Source organism: Streptomyces sp. SJL17-4 (genome assembly GCF_036826855.1).
Lineage (GTDB): Bacteria > Actinomycetota > Actinomycetes > Streptomycetales > Streptomycetaceae > Streptomyces.
The window spans coordinates 1,793,699-1,814,561 of sequence record NZ_CP104578.1 but is presented as its reverse complement, the minus strand read 5'-3'; the positions used below and the strand labels follow the sequence as shown (position 1 = coordinate 1,814,561).

At 73.0% G+C, this 20,863-nt stretch carries 20 protein-coding genes; 13 read left to right on the top strand and 7 right to left on the bottom strand.

Annotated features, from left to right (window positions below):
- Window positions 1–3: 3 nt before the first annotated feature.
- The 4 genes from cynS to N5875_RS08010 all read left to right on the top strand — a co-directional run bounded on the left by cynS (window position 4) and on the right by N5875_RS08010 (window position 2,777).
- Complete coding sequence (gene cynS / locus N5875_RS08025) at window positions 4–471, top strand: cyanase (protein ID WP_318206228.1); 468 nt, start codon at window positions 4–6, stop codon at window positions 469–471.
- A 185-nt stretch (window positions 472–656) separates the two neighbouring features.
- On the top strand, window positions 657–1,418 hold the full coding sequence (locus tag N5875_RS08020; protein ID WP_318206227.1) for an SDR family NAD(P)-dependent oxidoreductase: 762 nt from the start codon (window positions 657–659) through the stop codon (window positions 1,416–1,418).
- A 108-nt stretch (window positions 1,419–1,526) separates the two neighbouring features.
- Window positions 1,527–2,243 (top strand): TetR family transcriptional regulator, encoded by a 717-nt coding sequence (locus N5875_RS08015; protein ID WP_318206226.1) that lies wholly within the window; start codon window positions 1,527–1,529, stop codon window positions 2,241–2,243.
- Window positions 2,244–2,387: 144 nt separating this feature from the next.
- Window positions 2,388–2,777: a zinc ribbon domain-containing protein gene (locus tag N5875_RS08010; protein ID WP_318206225.1), complete on the top strand. Its 390-nt coding sequence runs from the start codon at window positions 2,388–2,390 to the stop codon at window positions 2,775–2,777.
- A 90-nt stretch (window positions 2,778–2,867) separates the two neighbouring features.
- Here N5875_RS08010 and N5875_RS08005 read toward each other — a convergent pair whose 3' ends face one another.
- The 4 genes from N5875_RS08005 to N5875_RS07990 all read right to left on the bottom strand — a co-directional run bounded on the left by N5875_RS08005 (window position 2,868) and on the right by N5875_RS07990 (window position 6,651).
- The gene (locus N5875_RS08005) at window positions 2,868–3,824 is read right to left on the bottom strand and encodes an electron transfer flavoprotein subunit alpha/FixB family protein (protein ID WP_318206224.1); all 957 of its coding nucleotides are present in this window, start codon (window positions 3,822–3,824) and stop codon (window positions 2,868–2,870) included.
- Window positions 3,825–3,862: 38 nt separating this feature from the next.
- Window positions 3,863–4,648, bottom strand: a complete 786-nt coding sequence (locus N5875_RS08000; RefSeq protein WP_318206223.1) for an electron transfer flavoprotein subunit beta/FixA family protein — start codon at window positions 4,646–4,648, stop codon at window positions 3,863–3,865.
- Window positions 4,649–4,676: 28 nt separating this feature from the next.
- A complete protein-coding gene (locus N5875_RS07995) occupies window positions 4,677–5,843 on the bottom strand; it encodes an acyl-CoA dehydrogenase family protein (protein ID WP_338492527.1) in 1,167 nt (388 codons plus the stop codon).
- A 127-nt stretch (window positions 5,844–5,970) separates the two neighbouring features.
- A complete protein-coding gene (locus N5875_RS07990) occupies window positions 5,971–6,651 on the bottom strand; it encodes a ScbR family autoregulator-binding transcription factor (RefSeq protein ID WP_318206221.1) in 681 nt (226 codons plus the stop codon).
- 128 nt (window positions 6,652–6,779) lie between these two features.
- Between N5875_RS07990 and N5875_RS07985 the strand changes: the two genes are divergently transcribed.
- Both N5875_RS07985 and N5875_RS07980 read left to right on the top strand, forming a co-directional pair.
- The gene (locus tag N5875_RS07985; protein WP_318206220.1) at window positions 6,780–7,730 is read left to right on the top strand and encodes a ScbA/BarX family gamma-butyrolactone biosynthesis protein; all 951 of its coding nucleotides are present in this window, start codon (window positions 6,780–6,782) and stop codon (window positions 7,728–7,730) included.
- A 41-nt stretch (window positions 7,731–7,771) separates the two neighbouring features.
- Complete coding sequence (locus N5875_RS07980; RefSeq protein ID WP_338492523.1) at window positions 7,772–8,740, top strand: NAD-dependent epimerase/dehydratase family protein; 969 nt, start codon at window positions 7,772–7,774, stop codon at window positions 8,738–8,740.
- Between the two features lie 51 nt (window positions 8,741–8,791).
- On the opposite strand, the gene N5875_RS07975 is transcribed toward N5875_RS07980, so the two are convergent.
- The 3 genes from N5875_RS07975 to N5875_RS07965 all read right to left on the bottom strand — a co-directional run bounded on the left by N5875_RS07975 (window position 8,792) and on the right by N5875_RS07965 (window position 10,885).
- A complete protein-coding gene (locus tag N5875_RS07975; RefSeq protein WP_318206218.1) occupies window positions 8,792–9,439 on the bottom strand; it encodes a ScbR family autoregulator-binding transcription factor in 648 nt (215 codons plus the stop codon).
- 266 nt (window positions 9,440–9,705) lie between these two features.
- Complete coding sequence (locus N5875_RS07970) at window positions 9,706–10,125, bottom strand: DUF2231 domain-containing protein (protein ID WP_338492520.1); 420 nt, start codon at window positions 10,123–10,125, stop codon at window positions 9,706–9,708.
- Window positions 10,126–10,333: 208 nt separating this feature from the next.
- Window positions 10,334–10,885: a hypothetical protein gene (locus N5875_RS07965; RefSeq protein ID WP_338492517.1), complete on the bottom strand. Its 552-nt coding sequence runs from the start codon at window positions 10,883–10,885 to the stop codon at window positions 10,334–10,336.
- Between the two features lie 330 nt (window positions 10,886–11,215).
- Here N5875_RS07965 and N5875_RS07960 point away from each other — a divergent pair, with 330 nt between their 5' ends.
- The 7 genes from N5875_RS07960 (at window position 11,216) to N5875_RS07930 (ending at window position 20,842) form a co-directional block, all read left to right on the top strand.
- Complete coding sequence (locus N5875_RS07960; RefSeq protein WP_318206214.1) at window positions 11,216–12,766, top strand: vanadium-dependent haloperoxidase; 1,551 nt, start codon at window positions 11,216–11,218, stop codon at window positions 12,764–12,766.
- 167 nt (window positions 12,767–12,933) lie between these two features.
- Window positions 12,934–13,473, top strand: a complete 540-nt coding sequence (locus N5875_RS07955; RefSeq protein WP_318206213.1) for an HPP family protein — start codon at window positions 12,934–12,936, stop codon at window positions 13,471–13,473.
- Window positions 13,474–13,554: 81 nt separating this feature from the next.
- A complete protein-coding gene (locus N5875_RS07950; RefSeq protein ID WP_338492513.1) occupies window positions 13,555–14,466 on the top strand; it encodes a sulfurtransferase in 912 nt (303 codons plus the stop codon).
- On the top strand, window positions 14,459–14,884 hold the full coding sequence (locus N5875_RS07945) for a cupin domain-containing protein (protein WP_318206211.1): 426 nt from the start codon (window positions 14,459–14,461) through the stop codon (window positions 14,882–14,884). Before N5875_RS07950 ends, N5875_RS07945 begins: the two co-directional genes overlap by 8 nt.
- A gap of 425 nt (window positions 14,885–15,309) precedes the next feature.
- Entirely contained in the window at window positions 15,310–15,786 is a 477-nt protein-coding gene (locus N5875_RS07940) for a cobalamin-dependent protein (protein ID WP_030326396.1), read from the top strand.
- Complete coding sequence (locus tag N5875_RS07935; protein ID WP_338492509.1) at window positions 15,783–19,112, top strand: FAD/NAD(P)-binding protein; 3,330 nt, start codon at window positions 15,783–15,785, stop codon at window positions 19,110–19,112. The genes N5875_RS07940 and N5875_RS07935 overlap by 4 nt, the downstream gene beginning before the upstream one ends.
- Window positions 19,109–20,842 (top strand): AMP-binding protein, encoded by a 1,734-nt coding sequence (locus N5875_RS07930; RefSeq protein WP_318206209.1) that lies wholly within the window; start codon window positions 19,109–19,111, stop codon window positions 20,840–20,842. The genes N5875_RS07935 and N5875_RS07930 overlap by 4 nt, the downstream gene beginning before the upstream one ends.
- Window positions 20,843–20,863: the final 21 nt, after the last annotated feature.

The following is a 20,863-nucleotide window of genomic DNA, read 5'->3' as shown; positions in this document are numbered from 1 at the left end:
CTCATGGTGCACGCCCAGTTCGACCCCACCGCCCGTCGTGAGCTCGCCGTCGCCGCCGTCGACGCCAAGACCCGCAAGGACCTGAGCTGGCAGCGGATCGCCGACGCCGCCGGTCTCTCCGTCGCCTTCACCACCGCCGCCGTCCTCGGCCAGCACGCCCTGCCCGAGGCCTCCGCGCGGGCCGTCGCCGAACTCCTCGGCCTGGACGAGGACGCGGTGCGCCTGCTGATGACGATCCCCACCCGGGGGTCCCTCGACGGCATCCCGACCGACCCGACCATCTACCGCTTCCACGAGATGCTCCAGGTCTACGGGACCACCCTGAAGGCCCTCGTCCACGAGGAGTTCGGCGACGGCATCATCTCCGCGATCAACTTCACGCTCGACGTGAAGAAGGTGGCCGACCCCGAGGGCGGAGAGCGCGCCGTCATCACGCTCGACGGCAAGTACCTGCCGACGAAGCCGTTCTGACCCGTCCGGTCAAGCGGGTGTGACCCTTCCGACCGGACCCGGCTGCGCTTCCGGGGGCGCCGCCTGCGGTTCTATGGTGGGCGGCGCAGATCGCGCGGACCGCGCGGTCCTCCGCGGGCACGCGCCCGATCCGGCGGCCAACCCGGCGGCAGGGTCGCACCCGCACGACACGAACGAGGAGTTCCATGGACATCGCCGGCTCCGCCGCTCTCGTCACCGGTGCCGCTTCCGGTCTCGGCGCCGCCACCGCCGCGGCGCTCGCCGCCCGGGGCGCCACGGTCTACGGACTCGACCTTGGCAAGGCCGTGGCCGCCGCCGGGCAGCTGCCCGAGGGCGTCCGGCTGCTCGCCGCGGACGTCACCGACGAGCAGCAGGTCCGCGAGGCCCTCGCCGCGATCGACGCCGACGGCGCCGAGCTGCGGCTCGCCGTGAACTGCGCCGGCATCGCGCCCTCCGCCCGCATCCTGGGCCGCAAGGGACCGCACGACCTCGACCTCTTCCGGGCCGTGGTCGACGTCAACCTGATCGGTACGTTCAACGTGATGCGGCTCGCCGCCGAGGCCATCGCCCGGCACGAGCCCGACGAGAACGGCCAGCGCGGTCTCGTCGTCAACACCGCCTCGATCGCCGCCTTCGAGGGCCAGGTCGGCCAGATCGCCTACGCCGCCTCCAAGGCGGGTGTCGCCGGGATGACGGTCACCGCCGCCCGCGACCTCGCGCAGTTCGGCATCCGGGTCGTCACCGTCGCCCCCGGCATCGTCGACACCCCGATGATGGCCGGCTTCGGGGAGGACGTCAGGGCCGGTCTCGCCGCGAGCGTCACCTTCCCGCAGCGCCTCGCCCGCCCGGAGGAGTACGCCCGCCTGGTGACGATGATCGCCGAGCACGACTACCTCAACGGCGAGACGATCCGGATGGACGGCGCGCTCCGGATGACCGCCCGCTGAGCCTGCCGCATCGGCCCTGGGCCTCCGTACCCTCGCGACAGCACTCGGTGTCGGATCCGTCCGGCACCTAGTGCCGCGCCGAGGGGATTCGGGTGTTAGGTTCGGCCCATGGGAACAGCCGGATCAGCGTCGACGAACTCCACGAAGCCCGCGATGCGGGACTCCCTCATCGCCGCGGCCTTCCAGCTCTTTCTCGAGCGGGGCTACGAGCAGACCACGGTCGACGACATCGTCACCCTCGCGGGCGTCGGCCGACGCTCCTTCTTCCGGTACTTCCCGTCGAAGGAGGACGTGGTCTTCCCCGACCACGAACAGTGCCTCGCCGACATGACCCGCTTCCTCGCGGCGAGCGCCGACTCCGACGACCCGATGGTCCGGGTCTGCGGCGCCGCCCGGCTGGTCATGCGGATGTACGCCGAGAACCCGACCTTCTCCGTGCAGCGCTACCGGCTCACCCGCGAGGTGACCGGGCTGCGCACGTACGAACTGTCGGTGGTCTGGCGGTACGAGAAGACCCTCGGCGACTATCTGCGCACCCGCTGGGCCGACCGCAGGGACGGCACCCTGCGCGCCAACGTGGCGGCGGCGGCCGTGGTCGCCGCCCACAACCACGCCCTGCGGCACTGGCTGCGCTCGGGCGGCGAGGGCGACCCGCTGGCGGAGGTGGACAGCGCCCTGGAGTTCGTCCGTGCCACCTGGAGCCCGGACGCGGTGGTGGCCGCGCCGGCCGAGGAGGCCGAGGACGTCGTCGTGGTGATCACCAAGCGGTCCACCCCCATGTGGCGCGTGGTGCGCGAGGTGGAATCGAGCCTCGGCGACAGCTGAAGAGGAACCGGCAGTGGACCGACGATCGACGCCGGGGATCGCGGTATCTCCAATTGAGGGAACTCAGGTCTTTATTTGATGGCACTCAGTGCCATATCTTTGCTCCATGCACGGTCGAGCCGCCGAGTGCAAGGAGAAGGCATCGTGTTCCACACGGGACTGAGGAGCGGGACAGCCGTCCAGGCCGCCGAGGAGGCGGGCCCCGACGCCGAGCTCTACTTCCAGCGCTGCCGCTGGTGCCACACCACGACGTTCCAGCGACTGCTCTGTCCGACCTGCGGGTCGACCGATCTCAACCCCGAACTCAGCGAGGGCGAGGGTGTGATCTCCGTACGGCGTGGGGTCGCCGCGGCCGACGCCGACCTCTGGCCGGTGTACATGACGGAGGGTTTCACCGTCCGCTGCCGCGTCGACGGGCCGCTGCACGCCGTCCGTCCCGGCGTCCGGGTCAAGGTCTCCTCGGGCGTCGGCGAGACGGGCCGCAGGCCGGTCGTCCGGCTCTGCGAGGAGGTCCCGCTCGACGGCTGGATCTGAGCTGGATCCGGCTGGATCCGGCTGGATCCGAGCGCGTACGCGAAGAAGGGGCGGGTGGCACAGAGTGCCACCCGCCCCTTCTCGCTGGGATCAGCGGGCGCCGATCTCGTCCGTCAGCTGCGGCAGCACCTCGAAGAGGTCGCCGACCACGCCGTAGTCGACCAGGTCGAAGATCGGGGCCTCGGCGTCCTTGTTCACCGCGACGATCGTCTTCGACGTCTGCATGCCGGCCCGGTGCTGGATCGCGCCGGAGATGCCCGCCGCGACGTACAGCTGCGGCGAGACCTGCTTGCCGGTCTGGCCGACCTGGTTGGAGTGCGGGTACCAGCCCGCGTCCACGGCGGCGCGCGAGGCGCCGACGGCCGCGCCGAGCGAGTCGGCCAGCTTCTCGACGACCGCGAAGCCCTCGGCCGCGCCGACACCGCGGCCGCCGGAGACCACGATCGCGGACTCGGTCAGCTCGGGGCGGCCGGTGGAGACGCGCGGGGTGCGCGCCACGACCTTGGCGGCGTTGCCGGTGAAGGAGACGGTGACGTTCTCGACCGTACCGGCGGCCGAAGAGGCCTCCGGGGCGGCGGAGTTCGGCTTGACGGTGATGACCGGCACGCCGTGCGTGACCGTCGAGCGCACCTGGTACGAGGCGGCGAAGACGGACTGGGTGGCGACCGGGCCGTTCTCGCCGGCCTCCAGCTCCACGGCGTCGGTGATCAGACCGGAGCCGAGGCGGAGCGCGACACGGGCCGCGATCTCCTTGCCCTCGCCGGAGGAGGTCACCAGGACGGCGGCCGCCCCCTTCTCCTTCGCGAGCTGGGTGAGCGCGTCGACCTTCGGCACGACCAGCTGCTCGGTGAACTCGGCGCCGTCCGCGACGTACACGGTCGCCGCGCCGTACTCGCCGGCGGTGGCGGCGATCGAGGCCGCGGCCTCGCCGGCGCCGAGCACGACCGCCGAGGGCTCGCCGATGCGGCGGGCCAGGGTCAGCAGTTCGAGGGCCGGCTTGCGGACCGCACCGTCGGCGTGGTCCACGAGAACCAGGATCTCAGCCATGGTTTTCTGCTCCTGTGAGGTATCAGGCTGACGGTGGGTCAGATGAACTTCTGGGTGGCGAGGAAGGCGGCGAGCTGCTTGCCGCCGTCGCCCTCGTCCGTGACGATCGTGCCCTTCGTACGGGCGGGGCGCGCGGCCACGGCGTCGACCAGGGTCCACGCTCCCGCGAGGCCCACCTCGTCGGCGTCGATGTCCAGGTCGTCCAGGTCCAGCTCCTGGACCGGCTTCTTCTTGGCGGCCATGATCCCCTTGAAGGAGGGGTAACGGGCCTCGCCGGACTGGTCGGTGACCGAGACGATCGCCGGCAGCGGGGCCTCCAGGAGCTCGGTGGCGGCGTCGCCGTCGCGGCGGCCCTTCACGAGGCCGTCCTCGACGGAGAGCTCCGAGAGCAGGGTGACCTGCGGCAGGCTCAGCCGCTCGGCGAGCAGCGCGGGCAGCACGCCCATGGTGCCGTCGGTCGAGGCCATGCCGCAGACGACCAGGTCGAAGCCGGTCTTCTCCAGGGCCTTGGCGAGGATCGCCGAGGTGGCCATGACGTCGGAGCCGTGGATGTCCTCGTCGTTGACGTGGACGGCCTTGTCGGCGCCCATCGACAGGGCCTTGCGCAGCGCGTCCTTGGCGTCGTCCGGGCCGACCGTGACGACGGTGACCTCGGCGTCGTCGGACTCCTCGGAGATCCGCAGCGCCTGCTCGACGGCGTACTCGTCGAGCTCCGACAGCAGGCCGTCGACCTCGTCGCGGTCGACCGTCAGGTCGTCGGCGAAACCGCGGTCGCCGGTCGCGTCGGGTACGTACTTCACACAGACAGCGATCTTCAGGGTCACGGCCTGTCTCCTTCCAACAGTCTTGTGATTACGGGAGGTTGCGGGCCATGACGATGCGCTGGACCTGGTTGGTGCCTTCGTAGATCTGGGTGATCTTGGCGTCGCGCATCATGCGCTCGACGGGGTAGTCGCGGGTGTAGCCGTAGCCGCCGAGGAGCTGGACGGCGTCGGTGGTGACCTCCATGGCGACGTCGGAGGCGAAGCACTTGGCCGCGGCGCCGAAGAAGGTGAGGTCCTCCTTGTCGCCTCCGGCGGAGACGCGCTCGCTCTTCGCCGCGGCGGCGTAGGTGAGCTGGCGGGCGGCTTCGAGCTTCATGGCCATGTCGGCGAGCATGAACTGGACGCCCTGGAAGTCGGCGATGGGCTTGCCGAACTGCTTGCGCTCGGTGACGTAGCCCTTGGCGTAGTCGAGGGCGCCCTGGGCGATGCCGATGGCCTGGGCGGCGATGGTGATGCGGGTGTGGTCGAGGGTCTTCATGGCGGTGGCGAAGCCGGTGCCCTCGGCGCCGATCATGCGGTCGGCGGGGATGCGGACGTTGTCGAGGTAGACCTCGCGGGTGGGGGAGCCCTTGATGCCGAGCTTCTTCTCCGGGGCGCCGAAGGAGACGCCCTCGTCGGATTTCTCCACGACGAAGGCGGAGATGCCCTTGGAGCGCTTGTCGGGGTCGGTGACGGCCATCACGGTGTAGTACTCGGAGACGCCGGCGTTGGTGATCCACCGCTTGACGCCGTTGAGGACCCAGAAGTCCCCGTCGCGCACGGCGCGGGTCTTCATGCCGGCCGCGTCCGAGCCCGCGTCGGGCTCGGACAGGGCGTAGGAGAACATCGCGTCGCCCTTGGCCAGCGGGCCGAGGTACTTGTGCTTGAGCTCCTCCGAGCCGGACAGGATCACCGGGAGGGAGCCCAGCTTGTTGACCGCCGGGATCAGCGAGGAGCTGCCGCACGCACGGGCGACCTCCTCGATCACGATGACCGTGGCGAGGGCGTCCGCGCCGGCGCCGCCGTAGGTCTCCGGGACGTGCACGGCGTGCAGGTCGTTGGCGACCAGCGCGTCCAGGGCCTCCTGCGGGAACCGGCCCTCCTCGTCCACCGCCGCGGCGAACGGCACGATCTTCGCCTCCGCGAGCGCACGCACCGACTCCCGGAGCATGTCGTGCTCCTCGGAGGGCCGATACAGGTCGAAGTCCTTGCCCATGATGTGGAGCTCCCCTAGACGCTTTTGGCACTGAGTACCCTCAGCAAAACACACTCAGTGCCATGACGCCAGAGCGCCCCGACGCTGATCTACGTCGGGGCGCTCAAGGACCGGATGGTCGGTTTTGTTAACCAGGGGTGTCCGCGAGATGGACTTCGTCCCGCCGGAGCCGGCTGGCGTCGTACTCGGCACCGAGCTGCACGGCGCGGCTCTCGGCCATGTCGAGCCGGGGGAGCAGAGCCGGGGTGCAGATGCTCGGCAGAAAGTGCTGGAGCAGGACCGAGACCCGATGGGCCAGGTCATTGCGATCGCACAGAATCTGGGACATCGCCTGAATGCCCGAGAAGGCGCCCGAGAACAGCTCGGCGGTGTCCGACACGTCCACATGGACGAGCAGCTCCCCCCGCGCCTTCGCGACCATCAGGATCTCCGACACCTGGTCGATCCACGCCCGGAAGGGGGCGGCGCGATCGACCCCGGTGGCGCCGCTGTCCAGCGCCAGGGCGACACTCGCCCGCACCAGCGCGTCACGCTGCAGCCGGTGGGTCAGCAGGAAGGCCTGGTCCGCGAGCTCCTGGAGCTTGACCTCCTGCGGCTCCAGGGGCACGTCGAGCATCTGGGCGTCGAGGACGCCCACGGCGAGATCTTCCTTGGAAGCAAAGTGGAAATACAGAGCTCCCTTGGTCACCCCGGCGCGCACCAGGATCTCGCCGATGGTCGTCCGCTCGTAGCCGCGCTCCGCGAAAACCGTGGCGGCCGACTCGAGGATCACCCGCCGGGTTCGGATTGCACGCGCTTGCTGCGCCAAGGCGCCTCCTGCTGTCTCGCTGTGTGTGCTCAACGTGTGACGTGAAGCATTGAAAAGAAAACCGCGCTGTACGTATTCTAATTCGGGCGGACACACCGCCCAGGGGCGCGGGGTTGCAAGGGGGATCCATGGATCAGAACGGACGAGGAACGACTGCACACGTCCCCGGGGAGTTCGTACACCGGGCGGATCCCGCGGACATCATCCCCACGGGGTGGACTCAATTGCGGGAGAATCGGTTCTCCGTCTCCGCCCGCTGGCCGGCCTCACATCCCTTCTTCGCTCCTGTGGCAGGGGACCGTCACGACCCCGTGTTGGTGGCCGAGACGATACGCCAGACCACCATGCTGATCGCTCATGCCGAGTTCGGGGTACCCGTGGACGACCAGTTCGTCATGTGGGGCCTTTCCTACCGCGCGGATCCCGAGGCGCTCACCGTCGACGGGCTCTCCTCGGACGTGACCGTGGACGTCGTCTGCTCCGACCTCAGCAGCCGGGGCGGCCGCCTCCGCGACCTGCGCACCACCCTCGTGCTCACCCGCGACGGCCGGTTCCTCGGCACCGGCACGGCCCAGGCGCGCTGCACCTCCGCCCTCGCGTACCGCAGGATCCGCGGCGAGCGGATGGCCGCGCTCGGCCGTCCGGTCCCGCTGATCCCCGAGGTCGCCCCGCACCTGGTGGGCCGCGAGCACGCCAAGGACGTCGTCCTCGGCCCCGGCAACCGCCCCGACCAGTGGCAGCTGCGGATCAACACCGCCCACAGCACCCTCTTCCGGCGCCCGAACGACCACGTGCCCGGCATGGTGCTTCTCGAAGCGGCCCGGCAGGCCGCGACGGCGACGGTCGGCAGCGAGACGTTCCTGCCCGCCGTGATGGACGTCTCCTTCTCCCGCTACGCCGAACTCGACAGCCCCTGCTGGATCGAGACGGAGATCGTGCCCGGCGCCGACCCGTCGACGACCACCGTCCGGGTCGACGGCCGGCAGGACGGCCACTCCGTCTTCCAGTGCACACTCACCTCCCCGTCCCGGGAACTGGCGGTGGCCGGAGCCGGCCTCGGCAGCCGCCTGGCGGGCTGAATCGGATCGGCACGATAGGCGCGATGGGCACGATGGGCACGATGGCTCCTCACCTCCTGATCACCGGCGCGACCGGCTTCATCGGCGGCCGGGTGGCCGCGGCGGCGGCGTCGGCCGAGGAGCCCGCGGGCGTACGCCTGCTCGCCCGCCGCCCGCCCACCGACCCGGGGGAGTCGGCCGATCCGGGGGGATCGGCCGGCCCGGGGACCGAGACCGTGCTGGGCGACCTCCGGGACCCGGACTCGCTGCGCCGCGCATGCGAGGGGATCGACGTCCTGATCCACTGCGCCTCGGCGATCGGCGGGGACGCGGAACTGGCCCGCGCGGTCAACGACGAGGGGACCCGTGCCCTGGTCGACGCCGCCGTGGCCGCCGGGGTGACCCGGATCGTCTCCCTGAGCACCGCGTCCGTCCATGGCCGCGGCCCCTTCCGGGCCGCCGCCCCCGGCACCCTGCCGCTCGCCCCGGGCTCGGCGACCAGCCGCACCCGGGCCGCCGGCGAGCGGTACGTCCTGGACGCGGGCGGGACCGTACTGCGCCCGCACCTCGTGTACGGCACCGGCGACCGGCAATTGATCCCCGGTGTGGTCCGGCTGCTCGCGGCCCTGCCGGCGCCGCTCGACGGGGGAGCGTCGCTGCACTCCCTGATCGACGTGGACAGCCTGGCGGGGGTCCTGCTCGGGGCGGCGCTCTCGCCCGCGACCCGGCCGGGTCCGTACTACGTCCAGCACCCCGAGCCGGTGCCGGTCGGCGAACTGCTCGCCGCCGCCGAGGACCTGCTCACCCACCGGACGGGGAAGAGCCGGGGCCCGGCGATCGACATCACCTCGGCCCGCGCGCTGCTCGCCGACGTCCCGTTCGCCCAGCACCACCTGGACATGCTCGCGAGCGACCACTGGTTCGCGGACGACCGCCCCTGGCGGGAGCTGGGCTGCGATCCGGGGCCCGGCTTCGCCGCCGGCTTCGCCGACCATCTGCCCTGGTACCGGGGGATCCTCGGCGGTTCCTGAACCGGCCGGCCGGCCGCCGCGCGGGCGCGGCGACGGCCGAGGGCTGAGCCGTCAGGCGACCGGCGTGCGGGCGGCGGGCACGGCCGCGCTGCCCGCCGGCTCCAGACCGGCGAGTGTGCCGGGGGCGGCCAGCATCGGCAGCAGTGTCCGCCACAGACCGGTGACGGTGTCGGGTGACAGCCACTCGCCGTTGTCCCGGCACAGTGCCTCCAGACCGACGGTGGCGGCCACCACCGTGCGGACGAGCTCCTGTTGGCCGCCGTGGCCGGTGGCGAGCAGGCCCTCGTCGGCCGCCTCCGCCAGCCGCTGCTGGACGCAGCTCTGCCACTCCTGGCGCAGGTTCAGGTCCGTACGACAGCCCTGGGAGCAACTGAGCCGGTAGCCCGCGCGGACGACGGTGTCCTCGCGGAGCAGCCGGGCCAGGGCGTGTGTGGTGTCGGCGAGGTTCTGCAGGGGGCCGGCTCCCTGCCGGTACACGATCCGGGCGGTCCTGCGCAGGGCGGTGGAGGCCACCTGCTCGACGGCGGCGGCCACCGCGGGCTTGTTCTCGAAGTGGAAGTGGAGCGCGCCGGGGCTCACTCCCGCCCCCGTGCTGATCGCCGACAACTTGGCCAGGACGTAGCCGTGCTGGTCGAACTCCCTGGCCGCCGACTTGATCAGCGCATCGCGGGTTCGTGCGGCCCGCTCTTGTTTGGTCACCCGTGGCTCCAGCTAGCACCGTGTGTCGCAGTGGCACGGGTGTGCACCCGTCGCGCCGCACCGCTCGACGACTCCAAACCGACTGCTTGGTATTGTACGAGCTTTTCGTGCGTCCTTGAGCGCTTCGGTGCGGATCGGATGACCGGGCCCACTCCTGGGCGGATACGGAACACGTACGGGGTGGTGAGTCGGACGGAGGACGGGGCGGCGGGCGTGCTCCCGCGGGTCGGTCTGGACGTCAACTGGAAAACCGAGACACAGGTTTGTTACGGGTCCTGATGATGGGCCAGGTGACCGCCGATCGCCCCGGTGACACCCACCGCGGCGAGCCCCATGAAGCCGAGAGCCCGGCCGAGGCCCGGGTGGTCGCCACCCCGGGTGGCGAAGGAGGCCGCGTAGAGGGCCACGGCCGTCACGTTCGTCACCGCGTGCACCAGTCCGAGACGCCTTCGCGGCAGGTCGAGCTCCGCCCAGTCGACCCAGCCCGAGACCGCGGCCGGGGCGACACCGACGAGGCCCACGCCGACCAGCGTCCGGGCGGCCCGGCGCTCGTCGGGCAGCAGATCGAGGACGGCCGCGGACAACCATGCCCCGATGGGCACGTGGACGAGCAGCGGATGGAGGGGGTGACCGAGCCCATGGCCGCGCAGTACGTCCCGGCCGCGGCCCAGGGGAACGGCTCGCACGACTCTCCGCATGCGATCGGCGACACCGTCCAATGCCGTCGTGCGCTCCAGGCGGTCCATCACGCGCGGCACCCGTCCGTGCCCCGGGGCCGGCCCCGTGACGAGGCCTTCCGTGGGGACACCGGAATCCTGCATCTGTGATCCGTCCATACCGGTGGATTCCCCGCATTTCGCGCCCTGAAACGGCACGTGCGCCCTGCGTACGGACTCAGTCGCGCGGGCGGGTCGTCACCACGACCACGCCCGCGAGCAGCACCACGTTCTTGACGACGAACTCGCCGACCAGCGTGAGCAGCAGCGGGTTGGAGTGGGCGAAGGCCACCGACGGCGTGAGGACGAGCACCGCGAAGGTGCCGCAGAGGTGGGCGGTGAGCACCGGCAGGGCCAGCGCGCGGGCGCGCCCCGACACCAGCCAGAGGCCCAGCGCCACCTCGGCCCAGCCCAGCGCGGGCACGAACCAGCCGCCCGCCGGGAACGGCAGGACGTCGACCACGAGCGCGGCCGCCGGGCTGAGCCCGATGACCTTGAGCACCCCGAACCACACGAACACGCCGCCCAGGCCGGCCCTGAGCATGCCCAGGCCGTACCGGTGCAGCCGTGGCGCGAGCCGGTCGAAGCGGCCGAGGGGGGCCAGGGAGGTGGCGGGCGGCGGGGTGGCGGTCCCGGGAGCGGGAGGGGTGGCGGTCCCCGGAGCGGGAGGGGTGGCGGTCCCCGGAGCGGGAGGGGCGGCAGCAGGGATCACCTGGGAGGAAACGGTCATGCGCGGGCATCTCCATCACGAGTCGACGCGGGGGCCGGGCGGGGCCGTGCGGGCGGATCGAGGCCGGGTGGGGCGGAGCCGGGGTGGTGGACCGTTCGGATCACGCCGAAATCACGGCAGGAGGATCGGACGCCGTGAGCCACGCTAACCACGTCCCGAGCGCCCCCGCGACGCCCATCGATTCCTTGCATGCCCGCGATGGAAGAAGTCGATAGGGCGTTGCCGCACGCGATCAAATCTCGCCAGCCTGAGCACTGTTCGAGTTTGTGTGTGATTCACGGACTCGGACCGCGTCCATCCGCTCCCGGCAGCATGCGAAGGAATCCACGGATGTCCCACCGACCCGCCGCCCCCGCCTCCACCACGAGCCCCGCGGCCCGCACCGCCCTCACCCGGCGCCGGGTGCTCACCACGTCGGCCGCCGCGGCCGGGGCGCTCGCCCTGCCCGGCAGCGCCGCGTGGGCCGTGCCCACCAGCTTCGAGGCGGAGACGCGCACCGGCCGCCGGCGGCCCGGTGCCGTGACCGACCCCAGCGTCGTCATCCGCTGGAACCAGGCCGCGATGGACGCGATCCTCGGCCGCTACCAGGCGGCCGGCAACCGCTTCGGACCCGCCACCGTGAACGCCCGCGCCCTCGCGATCATCCACAACGCGATCTACGACGCCTGGGCCTGCTACGACCACTGCGCCGTCGGCACCCGCTTCGGCGGCGCCCTGCGCCGGCCCCGTTCCGAGCGCACCCTCGACAACAAGAACGAGGCCATCAGCTACGCGGCCCACCTCGCGCTGCTCGACCTGTACCCCGAGTACAAGGTCGCCATCGACAACATGCTCCGCAGCCTCGGCCACGACCCCGAGCTCACCCACCCCCGCCGCAACAGCCCCGCCTGGATCGGCCGCCGCACCGCGCAGGCCGTCCTCGACTACCGCCACGGCGACGGCGCCAACCAGCTCGGCAGCCCGGCGTACTCCGACACCACCGGCTACCAGCCGCGCAACACCCCGCAGGTCGCCGGGGCGTTCGACCCGGCCACGGTCGCCGACCCGGCGCACTGGACCCCGCTGACCGTCGGCGGCAAGACGCAGCGCTACCTCACCCCGCAGTTCGCGGTGATGCAGCCCTTCGCGCTGACCCGCCCCGACCAGTTCACGGTCGCCGCCCCGCCCGCGTATCCCTCGGTCCGGATGACGGCCGCGATCGAGGAAGTCCTCGACATCAGCGCGAATCTGACGGACGAGCAGAAGGCCATCGCCGAGTTCTGGCTCAACGACGACGTCACCCCGCCGGGCGCCCAGCAGATGTGGGGACGGTACGTCTCCGCCCGCGACGGCCACGGGGTCGACGAGGACGCCCAGATATTCTTCGGCCTCAACATGGCCGAGTGCGACGCCGCCATCGGCTCCTGGGCCGTCAAGGCCCAGTACGACTTCGCGCGCCCCTCCACCCTCATCCCGTTCGACCAGCGCGGCCGGCAGATCCGCTCCTGGGGCGGCCCCGGGCGGGGCACCGTCGCCATGGACGGTGTCGACTGGCAGGCGTACGTGGCCGTTCCGCCGTTCCCGGCCACCGTCTCCGGGCACAGCACCTTCTCCGGCGCCGCCGCCGAGTTCCTGCGCCGCTTCACCGGCTCGGACTCCTTCGGTGACTCGTACCGCTTCAAGGCGGGCGCCTCCACCGTCGAGCCCGGCCTCACCCCGCGCACCGACGTCGTCCTGCACTGGCCCACCTTCAGCGAGGCCGCCCGGCAGGCCGGCATCTCCCGGGTCTACGGCGGCATGCACTGGAGCTTCGACAACGAGCCCGGCATCGAGATGGGCCACCGCATCGGCAAGGTCGTCCACCGGCAGGCCATGCGCTACTTCGGCGGCACCCACCGCTGAGCCGGGCAGGCCCGTCCCGCGGTGTGACAGACACCCGCGGGACGCGCCGCCGCCCTCGCCTGCCCCGCCGCCGCTCCTGATCAACCCGCCGTGCTGTGCGCGGCCGCCCCCGCTCCCGCCCCGCCTTCGCCCGCCCCGCCCCCTGCCCCGCCCAAGGAGAGAACACCGTGAGCAACCAGACCCAGACCCCCACGGGTGCGGCGACCCCGCCCGCCCGCAGCCGCTGGGCGGGCGGCGCCCCGCCCTTCCCCGGCAGCCGGCCCGCCACCCTCGGCACCCTCGCCACCGTCGTGTCCCTGGTGATCCTGGTCGCCCTCGGCGAGGCCACCGACCAGCTCCTGATGATCGCCCCGCTGGCCGCCACCGCCATGATCATCTGCAGCACCCCCGTGCTGCCCCCGGCCCAGCCCCGGGGCGTCATGCTCGGGCAGGTCGGCTCCGGTGTCCTCGGCCTCGTCGCCGTCGCCCTGTTCGGCCACTCCCTGTGGGTGGCCGCCGTCGCCGCCGGCCTCAGCGTCGGCCTCATGCTGCTGCTGCGGGCCGTCCACGCGCCCGCCGCCGCCACCGCCGTACTCGCCGTCCTCCAGGACCCCGCGCCCCTGCGCTTCCTCGTCCTGCTCGCCGTCGGCAGCGCCCTCCTCGTCCTGGTGGGCCTGCTCGCCTCCCGCCTCGGCGTGATCGGCAAGTACCCGACGTACTGGTGGTGACCGGAGCCCTCGGCGCACCACCCGGCTGAACCCCCCTCCACTCGCCCGCACTTCCGCGTACTCACCCTCAACGGAGCGCTCGTGAACCGAGACAGACTGCTCGTCAGCTGCGAGCAGATCATGGAACAGCTGCGCCATCCCGCGGCCGGGGACGAGAACACGGTCCTCGTCGAGATCACCGACGGCGGCAGCCGGCTGGGCCGGATCCCCGGCTCGGTCCGCCTGGACTGGACCGGCGACCTCCAGGACCCGGTACGCCGGGACGTCATCGGCCCCGAGGCCTTCGCCGATCTCCTCGGCCGGCACGGCATCTCCGCCGACCACACCGTCGTCTTCCTCAGCGGCAACAACAACTGGTGGGCCGCCGCCGGATACTGGCAGTTCACCCTGTACGGCCACCGGGAACTGCGGATCCTCGACGGCGGCCGGCTCCGCTGGGAGGCGCTCGGCGCCGCCCTCACCCAGGACGCACCGGAGCGCAAGCCCGTCACGTACCCCGTACCTTCCCCCGACGAGACGATCCGCGCCCGCCGGGAGGACATGCTCGACCACATCGGACGCCATCAGCTAATCGACGTCCGCTCCCTGGAGGAGTACCTCGGGCAGAGCAACACGCCGCCCGGCGTGCCCGAGGACCTCGGTGTGCGCTGCGGCCACGCCCTCTCCGCCGAGCACATCCCCTGGCACACCGCCGTCCGCCCCGACGGCACCTTCCGCGACGACGTGGAGCTGGCCGCAGCCTACGCCGCTGTCCGCACCGACGCCCCGACCGTCGTCTACTGCCGGGTCGGCTGGCGCTCCGCGCACAGCTGGTTCGTGCTGAGCGAGCTCCTCGGCCTGCCCGACATCCGCAACTACGACGGCGCCTGGCGCGAGTTCGGCTCGCTCATCGGCGCCCCCATCGTCAACGGGCCCCAGCCCTGGGGCCCCGACGGCATCCCGTCCATCGTCGCCCAGCGCGACGCCGCCTCGGAGGTCCGCGCCCATGCCTGACGTGACCGTCTTCCGCAACGTGCTCCGCAACGGCTTCGACCAGACCGACCTGCCGTGGGTGCCGTGGACCGAACCCGGTCGCGTCGGCGTCGAGTTCGTCGTCCTCTGGGGCCCCGACCCGGCCGAGGACGAGGACTCCGCCTCGCTGCTGCTTCGCTTCCCGCCCGGCGCGCACGGCGACTTCCACGAGCACCTGGGCCATGAGCTGATGCTCGTTCTCGACGGCACCCTCGACCACAGCGACGGGCGCCGCTTCCACCGCGGCGACCTCGTCGTCGAGGAGCCGGGCACCCGGCACCAGATGTCCAGCGCCGACGGCTGCACCGTCCTCGCCGTCCGCGCCCGCCCCGCGGCCGCGCGTACGCCCGGGGCCGGTGAGATCACCACGGGAGTCGGCGCCGGGGTCCCCGGCGCCTGAGCCACCCCACCTGGCACCCACAGGCGCGCACGACCCCCGGGGTACCCCCGCGCGGTCCAGAGACCACCGGGTCCCCATGAGGGCCCGGCGGCCTCGGGCCCTGCGCGGTCGTGCGACGACCGCGTGCTCGTCGCACGACCGGTACGCCCCCGTGCCCGCCCGGCGCCCGCCCCGTACACGGCGAGGGTTCGCCCCGTGCGCGGTCGAAGCCCGCACGGCCCCCGCTCGCGCCCGCCCGCACACCGGCTCCCCCGCGCCTCGCACACCGCCTCGCCCGCGCCCGTACGCCGCGTCGCCCCTGTCCGTACGGACAGACCGCCCGTCGCGTACGACGTCCCGCTCGCGTCGGTACGGGCGCGGGTCCGCGGCCCGCCGCACGGGCCCCGCACACCCACCCGCCCGCACCCCTTCCGGAGAGAGACGCCATGACCCCGTCCGCACGGCCCCAGCCCCTGCGCAGCAGTCCCGAGCCCTCCCGTCGGGTCCTGCTCACCACCGGTTCCTCCGACGCCCACACCTGGAACCTCGTCCACCTCCAGCTCTTCCTGGAGGAGCACGGGCACTCCGTGCTCAACCTGGGCCCCTGCGTCCCCGAGCAACTGCTCGTCGACACCGCCCGGATGACCAGCCCCGACCTCGTCGTGCTCTCCTCCGTCAACGGCCACGGCCACCAGGACGGGCTGCGCGCCGCCCGCGCCCTGCGCGCCGACCGCAAGACCCGCACCCTCCCCATGGTCATCGGCGGGCTCCTCGGCATCTCCCCGGAGGGCGCCGCCACCCGCACCGCCGAACTCCTCGACGCCGGATACGACGAGGTGTACGCGGACGGCACCCCGCCCACCGCCCTGCTGCGTCGGCTGGCCGACCTCGGCGGTGCGTGTACCGGGCGGGCCGCGGCTTGACGACCTCCGCCCCGCCCCCGCTCGCCCCCGGCGATCTCGGCGCCTTCGTCCAGGAGTCGGCCGCGGCCGGCGAACTGGTCGTCCAGCCCCGGATGGGGATGGTCGCGCCCGAGGTGATGGCCGGCGGAGTCGCCGCCGTCGCCGCCCTGCCCGAAAGGACCGTCGCCACCCTCACCATCGACAGCTACACCCGCGTCGGCGACCACGCCGCCGCCACCGCCGCCCTGCGCGCCGGCCGGCCCCTCAACGGGTTCCCGCTGGTCAGCCACGGCCCGAGGACCACCGCGCGGGTCGCCGCCGCGGCCGGAGGCACCACCCCCGTCCAGGTCCGGCACGGCTCCGCCGACCCGCTGGCCATCTTCCGCACCATGGCCGCCGCCGGGCTCGCCGCCTCCGAGGGCGGCCCCGTCTCGTACTGCCTGCCCTACGGCCGTACCCCGCTCGCCGAATCCGTCGCAGCCTGGCGCGACTCCGTCCAGTTCCTCACCGAGGAGAGCCGCGCGCACGGCCGCCGGGCCCATCTCGAATCCTTCGGCGGCTGCCTCCTCGGCCAGCTCTGCCCGCCGTCGCTGCTCGTCGCCGTCTCGCTCCTGGAGTGCCTGTTCTTCGCGGCCAACGGCGCGACCAGCGTCTCCCTCAGCTACGCCCAGCAGACCCATCCCGCCCAGGACACCGGCGCGCTCACCGCGCTGCGGCTGCTCGCCGACGAGTTCCTGCCGCCCTCCGTCGACCGCCACATCGTGCTCTACACGTACATGGGGGTCTACCCGAGGACCGTGCCCGGCGCCCGGCTGCTGCTGCGCCGCAGCGCCGAACTGGCCGTACGGGGCGGGGCCCAGCGCCTGATCGTGAAGACCGAGACCGAGGCGCACCGCATCCCGACCGTCGAGGAGAACCTCACCGCCCTGCGGATCGCCGCCGACGCCGCCCGCTCCGCGCCCCGGCGCGGCACGCACCAGGGCGCCAGGTCCGCCGCCGAGGCCGACGCCGAGGAGACGCTCGTCGAGGCGCGCGCCCTGGTCACCACCGTCCTCGGGCTCTCCGACGACCTCGGCGTCGCCCTGCTCAAGGCCTTCGACCGCGGCCTGCTCGACGTGCCGTTCTGCCTGCACCCCGACAACCGGGGCGCCGTCCGGTCCACCGTCGCACCGGACGGGCGCCTGCAGTGGACGGATCTGGGCGCGCTGCCGCTGCTCACCACCAGCAGGAGGACCGTTCCGATGACCTCACGCCAGCTCTCCGGCATGCTCGGCCGGGTCGCCCGTGAGCACGACCAGGCCGCGGCCACCAACCCGCCGCCGGAGCCGTTGCCGCGGGCCGCCCCGGCGCCGTCCGGGACGCCGCTGCGGATCGCGTTCGTCGGCATGGGCCCGCGCGGCCTCTCCGTACTGGAGCGGCTCGCGGCCCGCTGCGCCGAGACGCCGCCCGCGCGGCCGATCGAGGTGTTCGCCGTGGATCCGTACGAGGCGGGGGCCGGACGGATCTGGCGGACGGACCAGTCGCCGTGGTTCCTGATGAACACCCCGGCCCAGGAGGTCACCATGTTCTCCGGGCCCGCCGACGAGGGGCCGCACCGGCCCGGCGCCGGACCGTCCCTCGGCCAGTGGTGGGCCGAGGACGACCCGGCCGGGGCCGAGCCCGAGGGCTACGCGCCGCGCGCCGTCTACGGCCGCTACCTCACCCATGTCATGCGGCGGATCGAGGAGACCCTGCCGCCTTCCCTCACCGTCCACCGCGTCACCGCCCGGGTGATCTGCGCGGACCGGGGCAGCGGCGGGGGCGGCGAGACCGGAGCCACGCACCGGCTGAGACTCGACCGCGGTGACGTCCTCACCGTCGACCGGCTGGTTCTCGCCACCGGCCACCCCGTCAACGAGCTCGACGCGGACCAGCGCGCCTGGACGCGGTTCGCCCGTGAACACAGCACACCCGCCCGCCCCGTCCGCTACATCGCCGGCGGCTCCGCGAGCGAGATGCCGCTGGCCGAGATCCCGGCGGGCGCGAGCGTCGGCATCCTCGGCATGGGGCTCACCTTCTACGACATCCTGACCGAGCTCACCCTGGGGCGAGGCGGCACCTTCACCGAGGGCTCCGAGGGCCTGCTCTACCTGCCCAGCGGCAAGGAGCCCCGGATCCTGGCCGGCTCGCGGGGAGGCGTGCCGCTGCTCACCCGGGGCGCCAACCAGAAGGGGCCGGAACACCGGTACCGGGCACGGCTGTTCACCGCCGAACGGATGGCCGCGTTACGTGCGGAGAGGGCGCCGCTCGACTTCGAGGAGTCGGTGCTGCCCTGGCTGCTCGCCGAGGTCAACCTCGTCCTCCTCGCCACCCGGATCCGCCAGGTCCACGGCCCGGAAGTCGCCGACGAGTTCACCGAACGCGGTGCGCGGGCCCTCGCCGACCGGTCCGACCCCCGGCCCGATCCCCGGCTTCTGGAACGGCTCGCCGCCGGCTACCGGGTCGACGCCCGGCCGATCGCCGGACTCGAAGCGCTCGCCCGCCCGTTCGGCCAACGGCGCTTCGGCTCCCCGGCCGAGTACCACAAGGTGCTCACCGAATGGCTGCGCGCCGACCTCTTCGAGGCGCGCCAGGGCAACGCCGACGGACCCCTGAAGGCGGCCGCCGACGTCCTCCGGGACGTCCGGCAGACGATCCGTACCGTCGTCGACTTCGGTGGACTCACCCCTGCCTCGCACCGCTGGTTCCTCGCCGAGTTCGGCCCGGTCGCGGCGATGGTCTCGACCGGACCGCCGCAGCTGCGCTCGGAGCAGTTCCTCGCGCTGCTCGCGGCCGGGGTTCTCGAACCGGTGGGCCCCGGCGCCCGGTTCGGCGCCGATCCCGTCGAGGGGCGGTTCACGGTGGAGTCGGTGCAGGTGGAGAACTCCTGGGTGCCGCTGGACGTGGTCGTGGACGCCCGGGTGCCGGGCACCGATCTGACCGCCGACCGGGACCCGTTGATCCGGGGGCTGATGGTGGACGGGGAGATCCGTACCTTCACCAACGCGGTCGACGGGGCGGAGGAGTTCGCCACCGGCGGCCTCGACTGCACCGATGCGCCGTTCCACCCGGTGCGGGCGGACGGCTCGGTGGACACCAGCACCCATGTGCTGGGCATCCCCAGCGAGTTCACCCGCTGGTTCACGCAGGTGGGCAGCGGCCGGCCGGGCCCGTGGGGTTCGTTCACGCGGGACGCCGACGCGATCGCGGAGGCGCTGGTGGGGGGTGCGGTGGACGCGGGAGGTGACCGGGAGAGCCGCCGGGCGGTCGGGCCCGCGGAGCTCGGCCCGGCGGTGCTCGGGGGCGTGACGCTCGGGGGCGTGGGGTGAGCGGCGCCGCCGGAACATCCGCCCACGAGGAGTACCGGGCCGCGCGGGATCTGCTGCTGCGGCTGCGCGGCGACCGGGAGGCGGCCTGTGCCGCCTTCCGGTGGCCGCGCGCCGAGCACTTCAACTGGGCCCTCGACTGGTTCGACGTGATCGCCGAGGGCAACGAGCGCCCGGCCCTCGAACTCCTCGGCCGGCCGGGTCCGGACGGCGGCGTCCCCGTCGTCGACCGGGTGTCGTTCGCCGAACTCTCCGCACGCTCGGACGTGTTGGCGACGGCTCTGCGCGAGCAGGGGGTCGTACGGGGCGACCGCGTCCTGATCCTGCTCGGAACCCGTGTCGAACTGTGGGAGACGCTGCTCGGCTGCATCAAGCTCGGCGCGGTCGTCGTCCCCGGCTACCAGGACCTGACCGGCTCCGAGGCGGCGGACCGGATCGGCCGGGGTGGCATCCGGCACGTGGTGTGCGCACCCGAACTCGTGCCGCTGCTCGACGAGTTGCCGGGGCGGGGGCCGGGATCGTTGTCGGGGTCGGGGTCGGTGCCGGGCGTCCGGATGACCGTCGGCGGCACGGACCGGGCCGGCTGGGTCCCGTACCCCGACACGCGTCGTCCCGGGCGGCCCCGCTTCGTCCCGGACGGGCCCACCCCCGCCGCCGACCCCTCCTTCTGCTACTTCACCTCCGGGACGACCTCACTGCCCAAACTCGTCGAGCACAGCCACGCGGGCTATGCCGTCGGGCACCTCTCCAGCCTGTACTGGAGCGGCCTGCGCCCCGGCGACCGGCACCTCAACCTCTCCGCGCCCGGCTGGGCCAAGCACTCCTGGTCCAGCTTCTTCGTCCCCTGGACGGCGGAGGCCACCGTGCTCGCGCCCCCGGACGGCGGCCTCCCGCCGGCCGCTCTGCCGGGCGTCCTCGCGACGCACGGCGTCACCAGCTTCTGCGCGCCGCCCAGCGCCTGGCGGTCCCTGCTTCCGTACGTGAGCGGGGGCGCGGCGGCACCCCGACTGCGCGAGGCGACGGCTGCCGGAGAGCCCCTGACCGCCGAGACGGTGGAACGGATCGAGGCGGCATGGGGGGTACGGGTCCGCGACGGCTACGGCCAGACGGAGGCGACCGCTCTCATCGGCCGTGCCCCCGGCACCGAGGAACCCCTCGCCCCGCTCGGGCACCCGCTCCCGGGCTACCGGATCGTGCTGCGCGACCCGGAGACGGGGGAGCGGGGCGAATCCGGCGAGGTCTGCGTCGATCTGACGGAGCGTCCGCCGGGCCTGATGCGGGGGTACGCGGGCCTGCCCGAGCGCACGGCGGAGGCGTTCGCCGACGGTCTCTACCGCACCGGGGACCGGGGCGAGCGGTGCGCGGACGGTTCGATCCGGCTGCTGGGACGGATGGACGAGGTCTTCAAGTCCCACGGCCACCGGGTCTCCCCGATGGAGATCGAGGCGGTGCTCCGCACCCACCCGGAGGTGGCCGATGCGGCGGTGGTGCCGTGCGAGGACCCGGAGGGCGGGCTGGCCCCGTACGCCGTGGTCGAACTCCGTCCGGAACGACGGGAGTCGGGCGCCGACGCGCACGCCCGCATCGGCGCGGAAATCCTGGCCCTCGCCGCCGCACGACTCGCGCCGGTCTTCGTCCCGCGCGGGGTCGAGGTGATCGCCCACCTCCCACGCACCCGCTCGGGCAAGGTGCGACGGAGCGAACTGCGACCGGGGACGCCCGCCACACGCTGACGGCGGACGACCCCGAGCGAC